We start from the raw sequence: 12,845 nt of genomic DNA on the forward strand, positions 1-12,845 counted from the left end.
GATGGGGGAACGAAAACAAGTCGTAGTTATAGGCGGGGGGATCACAGGATTAACATCCGCCTATTACCTTCAGAAAAAAGCAGACGAAAAAGACATCCCTCTCGATGTATCATTATTAGAAGCCGGCCATCGTCTGGGCGGTAAAATTGAAACCGTGAAAAAGGACGGGTTCACGATTGAACGCGGTCCTGATTCTTTTCTGGAACGAAAGGAAAGCGCCGGGCGCCTGGCCCGTGAAGTCGGACTGGGGGAGGAGCTTGTACCCAATGGGACAGGTCAATCCTACATCTTAGTGAATGGGCGGCTTCACAAGATGCCGGCGGGATCCTATATGGGGATTCCTACGCGGATCCGTCCATTTCTTTTTTCCGGATTGTTCACACCTGCAGGAAAAATCAGAGCGTCGATGGATCTTGTGAAGTCCAAAAAGACGGTGGAGGGAGATCAGTCGCTTGGACTTTTCTTCCGGCGCCGGCTGGGGAATCAAGTGGTCGAAAACCTGATTGAGCCGCTTTTGTCCGGCATTTATGCCGGCGACATCGATCAGCTGAGCCTGAAGGCGACCTTCCCGCAGTTTTATGAGATGGAGCAGGAGTATGGCAGCCTGATTAAAGGACTGCGTCGGACCACTAACATCCCAAAGCGTAAAAAAGGCGAAAAGAAACCGAGCATGTTCCGTACCCTGAAACACGGGCTCAGCTCCCTGGTGGATGCGGTCGAAGAGCAGCTGCATCCAGGAACGGTACAAACGGGAGTCCAAGTGAATCATATCGAGAAACAGGACGATGGCTATCAACTGCTGCTCAGTAATGGAACAGTGAAGGAAGCGGATGCTGTCATTATGGCTGTTCCCCATTTCGCGGTTCAGCGCATGCTGTCCCACTTTGATTTTCTTGAGCCGTTTAAGAACACCAATGCCACATCGGTGGCCAACGTCGCCATGGCTTTTGATGCGTCAGCCATTAAGAAGGATATTGACGGCACAGGCTTTGTCGTGTCGAGAAACAGCGATTTCCGCATCACCGCCTGCACGTGGACACATAAAAAATGGCCGCACTCGACACCAGAGGGAAAAGTGCTTCTCCGGTGTTATGTCGGTAAGCCGTCGGATCAGGAAATCGTCGAAAAGACGGATGAAGAAATCCAGGACATCGTTTTGAAGGATTTGAATAAAACGATGAACATTACGGAAAAACCGGATTTTTCTGTTGTGACGCGCTGGCATGATGCAATGCCTCAGTATAAGGTGGGGCATAAGGAAAAGCTGCAGCATATTACAGCAGCTATGGAAAAAGAGCTGCCCGGCATTTATCTGGCTGGCGGCTCCTACCGCGGCATCGGTCTTCCTGACTGTATTGACCAGGGAGAAGCGGCCGTAGAGAAGGTTCTCACACATCTTTTTGTATAATGGCACGAGAAGAGCTCCCCGGATCAACGGGGGGCTTTTTTTATATGCAGCCTTCCTTATAGAAGCCTGCAACCTTATGAAAGGGCTTGCATGAAACGACAAGGCTTAGTATGATAATAATTGGAAACGTTTTCAAATAGCATCAAGGGGGAAATGAATATGGCTACGATTGAAGATGTAGCGAAATTGGCTGGATTATCAAGGACGACGGTGTCCCGCGTCATTAATGATCAGCCATACGTGACTGAAGAAAAGCGGCAGCGAATAGTCCAGGCCATGAAGGACCTCGGGTATGTCCCCAATTCATCTGCGCGCCGCCTGCGCAGCCAGAAAACAGAAACCATAGCAGTCCTGCTGCCCCGGGTTACCAATCCATTCTTCGGAAACTTAATTGAAGCGATGGAGCAGAAAGCATCCGAATGGGGATACCAGGTGATCGTCTGCCAGACCCACCATTCCAGAAAAAAAGAAATCGACTATCTTCAGCTGCTGAAAACGAAGCAGGTGGATGGTGTGATTATGGCTTCCCTCATCAATGATTGGAAGGATGTCGAGCCTTATCTGGAGTCCGGTCCGATTGTGTTCTGCAATGAATACATGGAGGATGCTTCGATTCCAATGATTCATATGGATCATAAAACAGCCGCCTACGAAGCTGCTGTTCATTTGCTGGAGCAGGGGTGTAAACATATTGCGTACGCCAGCGGAGGGCCGGAAAGTCATCTGGGAGCTATGCGGAAGCAGGGATTCCTTGAGGCGTTGGAGGAATATGGGCGACCTTTCCTCGACGAGCTTAATATCGACTGGGCGATTGATGTCAGTGACGGACAGAAGGTCTTTCATTTGATTCGCAGCGAATTCCCTTATATTGACGGGGTATTTACTGGATCGGATGAAGTAGCAGCCGGTTTAATCTATGAAGCTTCTTCCTCAGACTGGAAGGTGCCGGAGGACCTCGCCGTGGTAGGGTTTGATAATCAGATGGTGTCGCTCCTGATGGTGCCTTCTGTCACAACCATCCAGCAGCCGGTCATACAAATGGCGGATAAAACGGTGGAAGTACTCATACAGCAGCTGCTTCATCCGGGAGCCATTGCACCGAAGCGGTATGTCTATCCCCATCAGCTTCTATTAAGAAATTCAACGAAACGCAGAGAAGCAGCCATTCAGTAGTTTTCTACGAATGGCTTTTTTTTATGGCATCCATAAAAAAAGCAGCTGATGCCAGCTGCTTCAAATGATAGGTTCACTCTATGGATTTTTGTGGAATACTGGAATTAACGGGCAGGGTGGTCGCAGTCGTCGCAAACATTACCATAACAGTCGGCTTTTTCCTGAATGACATTTCCACATTGAGCACAGTGCTTTTTCGGCAGGTTACGGAAAAACTCAAGAACATTCATCATGGTAAATCGCCTCCAAGTATTTTTAATGTAAAACCATTGTATTATAACAATATTCAGAAATCAACCATCTGTTATAAAACAAAGCATATTTAGGCGGAATTTTTTTAAAAAGGGAGTGGATGATGTGAAAGTGACGATTATCGGATACTGGGGAGCCTATCCGGCGTCAGGAAGTGCGACCTCCGGATACTTGTTGGAGAAGGGTGGATTTACGATGCTTGTCGATTGCGGAAGTGGTGTTTTGTCGCGACTGCAGCAGTACAAAAAAGTGATGGATCTTGATGCTGTCCTTTTGTCTCATTACCATCATGACCATATAGCGGATATCGGACCGCTGCAATACGCGATGCTCGTTCAGAACACTCTGCATGAAACGAATCAGAAGCTTTATCTATATGGGCACAAAGAAGACAAACAACAGTTTGAGCGGCTGAGCCATCAGTATACAGAAGGCGTCGGCTATGATCCTGGAGAAACGCTGAAACTCGGACCATTCACGATTGACTTTCAAAAAACCTCCCACCCTGTTCCTTGTTATGGTATGCGGATCAGTGATGGGGACAACACGATTGTTTATACAGCGGACACGAGTTATTTCGAACCGTGGGGGGATTTTGCAGAAGGGGCGGACCTGTTGATTACAGATACGAACTTCTATCATGGAATGGATGGGACCGGTCCGGGGCATATGACCAGTACAGAAGCTGCCACCATCGCCCGGGATGCCGGGGTGGATACGCTCTGGCTCAGTCATCTTCCACATTTCGGGGATCATACCCGCCTGCGTCAGGAAGCCCGGAACGTTTTTCAAGGAACCATTCAGATCGCAGAGGAAGGTTTATCCTGGAGTAAATAGATTGTTTCTCCTTTTCTAAACGATTACAATGGTACATGGAATAAGGACTGGAAAGGATGAAAGCCATGCTTTTTATAGACCACGAAGGCATTAATGATCCCAGGATTAATCTGGCGATCGAGGAGTACGCCTTAAAAAATCTCGATATTAATGAAACCTACTTACTGTTCTATATCAATGAACCGTCCATCATAATTGGGAAGAACCAAAACACGGTGGAGGAAATCAACACCAATTATGTGGAAGATAACGGCATTCATGTTGTACGCCGCCTGTCCGGTGGGGGAGCCGTTTATCATGATCTCGGAAACTTGAATTTCAGCTTCATCACGAAGGATGACGGAGACAGCTTCCATGATTTCGCTAAATTTACGAAGCCGGTGACAGAAGCCTTGAAAAAGCTCGGTGTAAATGCGGAGTTGTCCGGAAGAAATGACATTACCGCAGAGGATGGCCGGAAAATTTCAGGGAATGCCCAGTTTTCTACACGAGGGCGGATGTTCAGTCATGGAACGTTAATGCTGGATTCTGAAATCGAAAACGTCGTATCTGCGCTGAATGTGAAAACAGAAAAGATCAAATCCAAAGGAATCAAATCGATCCGCAGCCGCGTTGCGAACATCTCTGAATTTCTCGAAGAGCCGATTTCCATGGAGGAATTCAAACACCTGATTCTCCGCTATATTTTTGATGTGGAGGATGTGAAGGATGTACCACAGTATAAGCTGACTGCCGAAGACTGGGACAACATCCATAAACTTGCCGATGAGCGCTATAAAAACTGGGACTGGAACTACGGCCGTTCTCCGAAGTTCAACATCCAGCACACCAAGCGGATTGAAGGAGCAGGGAGTTACGATGTCCGTCTTGATGTGTCTAAAGGTACCATCCAGAATGCAAAAGTGTTTGGAGATTTCTTCGGTGTCGGTGATATCCATGTAGTCGAGGATACATTGATCGGATGCAGGTATGAACGCCAGGCCATCTCTGAAGCTTTGGATGAGGTGGATATTTCCTATTACCTTGGGAAAATTTCAAAAGAAGACTTTTTGAACATCCTTTATTAAAAAATTCCCGGTCTCTGTTGGAGGGGGCCGGGTTTTTCCTATTTCACGTTTAGACATAAGTTGATAAAAAGTTTTCAGTATTTTATAATTAATTAGAAAATACAAATGGTGAATGATTATTCATTCATAATAAGGGGGAGCATGCATGAATTTAAGCGGACAGCTGATGCTGACGGCTCAAGAAAACCCTGACAAGGATGCCTATATTTTTCAAGGTCATTCGGTCAGCTACAAAGAGTTCGATGCGTCCGTAACGAAATTCGCTTCAACGTTGTCCAGGCTTGGCTATGGGAAAGGAGACCATGTGGCTTTGGTAAGTGGGAACAGTCCTCTGTTTATGATCGGCTTGTACGGAGCCCTCCGTGCGGGGACGACTGTTATCCCAATCAACCCGACCTACACCGCATCAGAGATTGGATACATTTTAAAGAATGGGGATGTCAAAGCTGTCATCACAATGGATGTCCTTTTGGAGATTTTTGAACATTTGGATCACCAAAGCGATGTGGAGCATTATTTTGCTGCCGATACGAACAGCGGTATGGATTTGTCCGCATCTTCCTTGTCTCCAAAAATGAAATCGTTTACAAAAGCGGTGGAGGAAGGCAGCCCGGCTTTTGAGGGACCGCCCCTTGAGGATGAAGACACGGGAGTCATCCTTTATACCTCAGGAACGACCGGGAAGCCGAAAGGTGCGATGCTGACCCACCGGAATTTATATTCCAACGCCACAGATGTGGCGGACTACCTGGAGTTTTCTTCCGATGACCGGGTCATTGCCACACTGCCGATGTTCCATGTTTTCTGCCTGACCGTCTGTTTGAATGCACCGCTTATGAATGGAGGCACCATCCTCGTCATTCCGAAGTTTTCCCCTCAGGAAGTATTTGCTGTGGCAGATGAACATAAAGCTACCGTGTTTGCCGGAGTGCCGACGATGTATAATTATCTGCAGCAGACAGGCAGCGATCAGGTGCAGACCTTCCGGCACATGCGTCTGTCCATCTCCGGCGGCTCATCGCTGCCTGTATCCCTGCTGGAATCTTTTGAACAGCAGTTTCACGTACGGATCTCAGAAGGGTATGGATTGTCGGAGGCTTCGCCGGTCACTGCCTTCAACCCGCTGGACCGTCCGAGAAAAGCTGGATCAATAGGGAGAAATATAAAAAATGTAGAAAACCGCGTCGTGGATGAACTAGGAGAAGATGTTCCTGTCGGCGAAGTCGGAGAGTTGATCGTCAAAGGTCCGAACGTGATGAAAGGCTATTACAAAATGCCGGAGGAAACTGCTGTAACAATCAGAGATGGCTGGCTTTATACCGGCGATATGGCCCGTGTAGATGAAGAAGGGTATTTCTACATTGTGGACCGGAAAAAGGATATGATTCTTGTCGGGGGCTATAATGTCTATCCAAGAGAAGTGGAAGAGGTTTTATACAGCCACGAGGACATTACAGAAGTGGCGGTCGTCGGTGCGCCGCACCCGGAGCTTGGGGAAACGGTCATCAGTTTTGTTGTTTCCAGGAATCCGTCTCTCCGGGAAGCCGAACTGCTCGCTTTCTGCCGTGAGCGGCTCGCCAAGTATAAATGGCCGTCCCGAATTGAGTTTCTACACGAACTTCCAAAGAACACAACAGGGAAAATATTAAGAAAGAACTTACGCAAGCAGCTCACCAGCTCTTAATCATTAAGCCGTTCCGGTTTCATTCAGCCGGAGCGGCTTCTTTAATTTAACAATCATTTATAAGAACTTAAGACCCCGTTTATTTTCTCTTGATACTTTAAAGAGGAATAAGGAAGGGGTGGGTGTATGAGAACGTTCAAACGTCGAATGCCGCTGCTGTTGGGGCTGCTGCTTGTTACAGGTTTTCTGCTGGCTGCTGAAACGCTGTATTCCGAGGAGCCCGTGGACATTCAGCTTCTCGGTGTCAACGATCTGCATGGTCAGCTGGAGGCAGAACTGACCTTTGATGGAAAGAAAGCGGGAGGGGCTGAATACCTGGCCGCTTACTTGAAAGCCTATGAGAAGGAGAACCCTCACTCTCTTATTGTTCACGCAGGAGACATGATTGGTGGAAGTCCGCCAATTTCTTCTTTGTTTCAGGATGAACCAACGGTCGAATGGATGAACAGGGTGGGCTTTGATGTTGGAACACTAGGAAACCATGAACTGGATGAGGGAGTAGAGGAAATGACGCGCCTGCTTGACGGGGGATGGCATAAGCAGACGGGGACGTTTTCTGGTTCGACCACCCCTTATACTGCTGCAAATGTCGTGGATGAATCGACAGGAGAGCCGCTGCTTCCTTCCCACATCATTAAAGAAATCAAAGGTGTGCCTGTCGGTTTTATTGGAGTGGTAACGACAGACACGCGTGATTATGTCCTCGAAGAGAACTTGGAAGGCGTCAGGATTACGGATGAAGTCACGGCGGTCAATGAAGCGGTTCAGGAATTGAAGGATAAAGGGGTTTCTTCCATTATTGTTCTCGGCCATGTTTCGGCTGCATCTGACAAGTCCGGCACAAAAGGCTCTGAGTCCTTTGTAGAGATGGCCGGAGCCATTGATGATGAAGTTGATGTCCTGTTTGCAGGGCATAACCATACGTATGCAGATATTGAAGTAGATGGAAAGCTGATCGTTCAGGCGTATTCGTACGGCCGGGCATTTTCCAAAGTCGATTTGACGATCGACCCGGCCACTAAAGATATCGTCAATAAAGAAGCAGAGATTATTGTGACCTACCACGAAGGGATGGACCCGGATCCGGAGACAAAGGCATTGCTGGAGCCATATCAGGCTCAGATCGAAGAGGAGTATCACCAGGTGCTGGGAGAGGCGGAACGTGGTTTGTCGAGGAAGAAAGACGAAAAAGGCCGTTCTGCACTCGGTGAGCTTGTAGCCGGTTCACTGAAGGAGAAGATGCAGGCGGATATGGCATTCGTGCATCACGGTGGGATACGTCAAAGTATCCCTCAAGGTCCCATTCAAGCTGTGGACCTGCACTCCTCGCTTCCTTTCAAGCATTATGGGGTCAGTCTGACAATGACCGGCGAACAGATTGAAGACGCTCTGCTTGAACAGTGGAGCGAAGGACGGACGAACAGGGTACAGCCATCAGGGCTGACATATGAGTGGGAGAAGAACGACGGAGTGATTTCTGTATATAACCTGCTGGATCAAGACGGTGAACCGGTCGATCCCGAGCAGACCTATACGGTCGCTGTCACCCAGTATCTGGCTTACGGCGGAGATGGTTTTGAAGCTTTCGGACGTGGGGAGCTCCTGCGTGAAGGTGAGCTTCTTGTGGATATCGTGTCAGATCATATCGCTGAAAACAACCTGTTGGATGAGTAGACTGCCTATTACGGCAGTCTTTTTTTCATGGATGTGAAACGTTCATGTGGGTGGGGTCGTAAAAAAGGAAAGGGGGAATGAAACGTGGAGAAACAATTATCTCGATTGATGGAAGCCAAACAGGACGTACATAGGCTGGAACGTTTGGAACGTGAACATAACCAGCTGGAAAAAGAGCTTCAGGAGGCACGCGGAAAAGAAGCCCATTTCGCTCGTAGACTGGAGGAGGAAAAAGAGGATGTGGAAAAGCTGGAGCGTGTTCGTTTGAGTCGTCTATTCGTTGTCCTTACCGGCCAAAAGCAGGACCGGATGGAAAAAGAAAAGCAGGAAGTGGTTGAGGCTGGTGTGAAATGGCGGGAGGCTGAAAAGTCCCGTAAGGACATCGAAGGGGAAATACGTCATATTGAAGAACGGATGCAGAGCCTGAGCGGGGTGCGGACGCGCTATCGTACGCTGTACGAGGAACGAAAAGAGGCGCTCGTCTCCGGCGGCGGTGATAAAGGAAAGCGGCTGCTGGAAATTAGTGAGAAGCGCTCGCAGCTTCTTGCAGAGCGGACAGAAATTGAAGAAGCCCTGCAGGCAGGAAAGGAAGCGCACAAGGCTTTGGAGGCGGCTTCGGAGTTTTTGACGAAAGCGGAAAACTGGGGAATGGCCGATATGCTTGGCGGGGGTCTTCTCACCACAGCGGTGAAGCATTCCAGAATGGATGAGGCAGAAGAAGCTGTTCATATGGCCCAACAGCATTTGCGGAAGTTTGCAAATGAAATGGCGGACATCGGCGAATTCGCCGATGTGGACCTCCGAATCTCTGAAGGATGGACGATAGCTGATTACTTTCTGGATGGTTTGATTGTGGATTTATTTGTACAGAATAAGATCCAGCAGTCCCATGAAGAGGTACGCAGGATTCGAAAGCAGACACACGACTCTCTTGTTGATCTCGAGTCTCTGCAGCGGGATTATGAGAAGAAAGAGACGGTGTGGAAGGAAGAGCAGGACGAGCTGATCAAGTCCTCGTGAGGGAAGGTCAAATGTCATTTCTTAGTAAATACGCAAGGAGTTGCGGGAAACCGCAACTTTTTTTCGGTGATTATGAGCGGAAGATATATTACAATAAAAACAGATAAGCGGTGATGCTTATTGATCTCAAACCATTTGCGATTGGTTGTCGTAAATGGGTCAGTAACTTGTTACTGATGAGTGTAATGAAAAGAATCTTCCCTCTCAGAAGAACTTTTCAAACAATTTATTCCCTCACTCAAAAGTTAACCAGTCGTCTCTTTTGGCCAATGCTTCCTATGAAGCATTGGCATTTTTTTGTCTTTTATTATTCCGGCTTTTTATAGGTGATCATAAACTCCTCGTCTGTGAGATAAAAGTCGCGATTCGGGCGGCGCTGTAACAAATCATGTTTTTCCAGCTTATAATAATTTATCCGTTTAAAAGGGTCATGATCAATGACAGGAAGTTCCTGAGTCTGTTTCATGTATTGATCCACGGCATATTGAACGAGGTCCAGATCCTGAGCTAAGTCAAGGGCGTCTTCTTCGAACAGTTCATAAGTTTCTCTGGACATATAGTAGTTCTTCTCCGGAAGTCCCTCGAGATATGGCGCCAGCAGGTCATAGTCCAGTGTCAGGTCCTGATTGATGAGGACGCTCAAGGGAACATCTCCTGGTTTGTGATCAGCGAAGGCGTGAACGGCCTTGCGGACATCATGGATCGATAAGTCACGGACTTCCAATGTTTGTTTTCTGCCGGCTTGTGAAGGTTTCTTTTTACGTTTCCACATGAATAGTCTCCTTTCTTTGGAATGGAGGGAATGAGGTGCCTGTGATGAAAGGTCAGCCTGAACTTGAGGTGTTTACACTGCTCAATCCGGATTTCGGACAGAAGGGGGAAGAAAAGAAAGACGCTTACCCCGAAGGCAGCGGCTGTTAACTGTAGTATAGCAGATATGGATATTTTTTTGAGAATGTTTAGACTTTTTTCTTAGTTTTTGGTAAATTGAAGAAGAAAAGCGGTAAGATCGACCTGCAGGGAGAGTTACCGCTGTCTAAATGAGAAAGGGTGTTTGTGGATGACGCATGTGCAGAAGAAAGAATATGAAATCAACCCGAAGACGATGGCGCTGGTTGCTGTCCAGCAGGATAATGGACAAGTCTTTACTGAAGTTGTGGAGCGGGAAGAGCGCTTTTATGTGCACGCGGCTCCCAGTACGATCGTGGATGATTCCTGCCGCTATTTCGCCAGCAGTCTGGACGGGCGCATGGCCGGGACGAAACAACTGACAAGCTACACACATAAACCTCCGATTGTCATCTCCGAAGCGATGGGTATTTATTTCTTCCCTATTATTTCCCCGAAACGAAAAGAATGCTCCTGGGTCGCCCACAAATATATCCGGACCTTTAACGGTGAGCGAGATAAAACGACGACGGTCCATTTCGGACAGGGCACATCCGTCAATTTTCCTGTTTCTGACGGGATGTTTGCCAACCAGGTACAGCGCACGGCTCATCTGCGCGTTATTCTCGAAGACCGTTTTCGTGATGGGCCGGCTGCCTCTGAGCGACGGGCGGACCGGATTGCTGAGACCTTTTCATAAGCTCAAATAGAATGTTTTCCACCTTTTTGCGGATGGCCGGGTTGAAGTAGTTCCGCTTTTCCTCATAGCCGTGGGCAAGGAATAGAAAAGACGTGAAGGAATCATTGCGTCCGGACTCCACAACCTGGATCTTCATGGCATCCATCTGTTTTCTCAGCTCTTTTCTTTCCTGGCGCGCTTCCAGCTCCATTTTACCGAGCAGCTCCATGTACGGCTCCTTTATTTTGAATTTCCCCTGTTCCACGTGTTTCCGATCCTGCCTGATGACTGTAACCGCCATAGATAAAAACAAGTAGCGGGAAGCGAGATCCAATTCTTTCTGTTTTAAGTACCTCATGTCATTCCCCTCCGAATACGAACAAACGTTCTTGTTCTGTATTATACCACGCAGACATCCTTTTTATGCAACCTGTTTTTTGAAGAGGTTAAAAGTGGCAGCGGGAGAAAGAAACGGAAATCTTGATTAAACAGACTGGGCAGAGGGGATACCTATCCTATAAAATAAAAAGAAAACCCCTCTTCATAGGTGTACATAAGGAGCTTCATCATGGATGCTGTATTTGAAAAAATCAATCAATGGCGGCATTTAGCTGAGAACGATCAGCTGTTTGATTATATCATCCGCCAGCTGGAGGAGCTGGATCGCCTCGGTCCGCTTCCCGGCATTCTTCTTCCCCTGCTGGAAGCTTTTCTTCCTGTTCTCCCCTTAGTGGCCTTTGTGCTGGCCAATTCGGTGGTGTACGGGCTGTTCCGCGGATTTTTATATTCCTGGATCGGCTCGGTGATCGGTGCGGTCAGTGTTTTTCTTATCATCCGCAGGCTCGGGGATAAAAAGCCGTTCCGCGCCATTACAGAACAGAAGCAGGTGAAACGGGTCGTCGTATGGGTGGAGGAACACGGTTTCGGGCCTTTGTTTCTGCTGATGTGCTTTCCCTTTTCGCCTTCCGCCGTCATCAATGTCGTTTCCGGTTTGTCCAAAGTCAGCCGGCAGCAGTTTATTCTTGCTGTTCTATTAGGAAAATCGGTGATGATCTTCACCATCTCCTATGTCGGCTCAAGCATTGCCTCATTCGCCCAGAATCCGGTGAAATCGATTGTCGTCGGTATTTGTATTCTTCTATTCTGGATTCTCGGAAAATATCTGGAGGGGCGGATTCAAAGGAAGGCGGAGCGGAAAGTGCGCCGCGACGATTAAGTTCGTTCCATTGCGGGTAAAATGTGGATAGACCAACACATGGAGGAGCAGACCATGAAAAAATACCTGAAATGGATACGGACTGTCCTGCTTGCCCTTCTGCTGGCGTTTGTTTTCCGTTCCTACTTATTTGCGAGTTATGTCGTCGATGGGGAGTCTATGGAGCCCACCCTGTATGACGGCAATCTTTTGATGGTGAACAAAGCGGTGTATGACTGGAGCGAAATAGACAGGCAGCAGGTCATTGTGTTCCATGCTAATGAAGATGAAGACTATGTCAAACGGGTCATCGGCATTCCTGGTGATGAAATAGAGTTTAAGAATGACCAGCTTTACGTGAACGGTGTCCTTATGGATGAAAGCTACCTTGATGATCTTCGTCCCAGTGACGGCCTTCCTTTTACGGAGGATTTTACACTGGAGGAAGTGACAGGGTCCACAACGGTACCGGAGGGGCAGTTGTTCGTCATGGGGGATAACCGCAGAGACAGTCTGGACAGCCGCTACTTTGGTTTTGTTTCGGAAGAGACGGTTGTCGGGAAAGTGGATGTCCGCTACTGGCCGTTCAGTCAGGCTGGAATACAGTTTAAATAGCCGGGAAACGGCTGCAGCGAACTTGGGCAGGAAGATCATCTGTCTGCCCTGTTCCTGTATACGTCCCTGCAGAACCTTCCACATGCCTTTGCGCAATGGGGGGCTCAACAAAGGGGATCATCTGTATAACAGATGATCCCCTTTTTATTTTTCAACAGGGGGAAAACACAGGTGGAGGAGAATCCGTTTCGATCCTGAAAGGAATCAGCCCTTCCGCTCCTGTGGGAAAAGCCCGGCAGGATGATCTTCCCAGAGGAGACTTGGACGTTCGAAGAGGGTCTGTGCTCCTGAAAGCACTGAAGCAACAAAGACTTTCTATACAAGCTCTTCCTTTTTGCAGAGTCGCGGGATTC

At 48.1% G+C, this 12,845-nt stretch carries 13 protein-coding genes; 10 read left to right on the top strand and 3 right to left on the bottom strand.

Annotated features, from left to right (window positions below; genetic code table 11):
• Position 1 precedes the first annotated feature (1 nt).
• Together hemY and ACXAD6_RS04465 are read left to right on the top strand one after the other, a co-directional pair.
• Positions 2-1,408 (top strand): protoporphyrinogen oxidase, encoded by a 1,407-nt coding sequence (gene hemY, locus ACXAD6_RS04460; RefSeq protein ID WP_474967815.1) that lies wholly within the window; start codon positions 2-4, stop codon positions 1,406-1,408.
• A 159-nt stretch (positions 1,409-1,567) separates the two neighbouring features.
• Positions 1,568-2,581 carry a LacI family DNA-binding transcriptional regulator gene (locus tag ACXAD6_RS04465; protein ID WP_474967816.1) on the top strand — a complete coding sequence of 338 codons (1,014 nt, stop codon included), beginning with the start codon at positions 1,568-1,570 and terminating at the stop codon, positions 2,579-2,581.
• Between the two features lie 104 nt (positions 2,582-2,685).
• Here ACXAD6_RS04465 and yhfH read toward each other — a convergent pair whose 3' ends face one another.
• Complete coding sequence (yhfH, locus tag ACXAD6_RS04470) at positions 2,686-2,814, bottom strand: protein YhfH (RefSeq protein WP_084163219.1); 129 nt, start codon at positions 2,812-2,814, stop codon at positions 2,686-2,688.
• A 124-nt stretch (positions 2,815-2,938) separates the two neighbouring features.
• Between yhfH and ACXAD6_RS04475 the strand changes: the two genes are divergently transcribed.
• From ACXAD6_RS04475 to ACXAD6_RS04495, 5 genes are all read left to right on the top strand, one after another.
• Positions 2,939-3,670, top strand: a complete 732-nt coding sequence (locus ACXAD6_RS04475) for an MBL fold metallo-hydrolase (protein WP_474967817.1) — start codon at positions 2,939-2,941, stop codon at positions 3,668-3,670.
• A 65-nt stretch (positions 3,671-3,735) separates the two neighbouring features.
• The gene (locus tag ACXAD6_RS04480) at positions 3,736-4,737 is read left to right on the top strand and encodes a lipoate--protein ligase (RefSeq protein ID WP_474970362.1); all 1,002 of its coding nucleotides are present in this window, start codon (positions 3,736-3,738) and stop codon (positions 4,735-4,737) included.
• A gap of 145 nt (positions 4,738-4,882) precedes the next feature.
• Positions 4,883-6,421 carry a fatty acid--CoA ligase family protein gene (locus ACXAD6_RS04485; protein ID WP_474967818.1) on the top strand — a complete coding sequence of 513 codons (1,539 nt, stop codon included), beginning with the start codon at positions 4,883-4,885 and terminating at the stop codon, positions 6,419-6,421.
• Positions 6,422-6,547: 126 nt separating this feature from the next.
• The gene (locus tag ACXAD6_RS04490) at positions 6,548-8,095 is read left to right on the top strand and encodes a bifunctional metallophosphatase/5'-nucleotidase (protein ID WP_474967819.1); all 1,548 of its coding nucleotides are present in this window, start codon (positions 6,548-6,550) and stop codon (positions 8,093-8,095) included.
• A gap of 84 nt (positions 8,096-8,179) precedes the next feature.
• On the top strand, positions 8,180-9,115 hold the full coding sequence (locus ACXAD6_RS04495; RefSeq protein ID WP_474967820.1) for a hypothetical protein: 936 nt from the start codon (positions 8,180-8,182) through the stop codon (positions 9,113-9,115).
• Positions 9,116-9,422: 307 nt separating this feature from the next.
• On the opposite strand, the gene ACXAD6_RS04500 is transcribed toward ACXAD6_RS04495, so the two are convergent.
• Entirely contained in the window at positions 9,423-9,887 is a 465-nt protein-coding gene (locus tag ACXAD6_RS04500) for a DUF3939 domain-containing protein (RefSeq protein ID WP_474967821.1), read from the bottom strand.
• 288 nt (positions 9,888-10,175) lie between these two features.
• Between ACXAD6_RS04500 and ACXAD6_RS04505 the strand changes: the two genes are divergently transcribed.
• Entirely contained in the window at positions 10,176-10,703 is a 528-nt protein-coding gene (locus ACXAD6_RS04505; RefSeq protein WP_474967822.1) for a competence protein ComK, read from the top strand.
• Here the strand turns inward: ACXAD6_RS04505 and ACXAD6_RS04510 are convergent.
• Positions 10,624-11,040 (bottom strand): YhjD family protein, encoded by a 417-nt coding sequence (locus ACXAD6_RS04510; RefSeq protein ID WP_027956510.1) that lies wholly within the window; start codon positions 11,038-11,040, stop codon positions 10,624-10,626. The two genes, ACXAD6_RS04505 and ACXAD6_RS04510, sit on opposite strands and share 80 nt — an antisense overlap.
• Positions 11,041-11,250: 210 nt before the next feature.
• Here ACXAD6_RS04510 and ACXAD6_RS04515 point away from each other — a divergent pair, with 210 nt between their 5' ends.
• Positions 11,251-11,898 (top strand): TVP38/TMEM64 family protein, encoded by a 648-nt coding sequence (locus ACXAD6_RS04515; RefSeq protein WP_474967823.1) that lies wholly within the window; start codon positions 11,251-11,253, stop codon positions 11,896-11,898.
• Positions 11,899-11,952: 54 nt separating this feature from the next.
• Positions 11,953-12,492, top strand: a complete 540-nt coding sequence (gene lepB, locus ACXAD6_RS04520; protein WP_474967824.1) for a signal peptidase I — start codon at positions 11,953-11,955, stop codon at positions 12,490-12,492.
• The last annotated feature ends 353 nt before the right edge of the window (positions 12,493-12,845 follow it).

It is taken from the genome of Halobacillus sp. ABH2_015 (genome assembly GCF_056158945.1).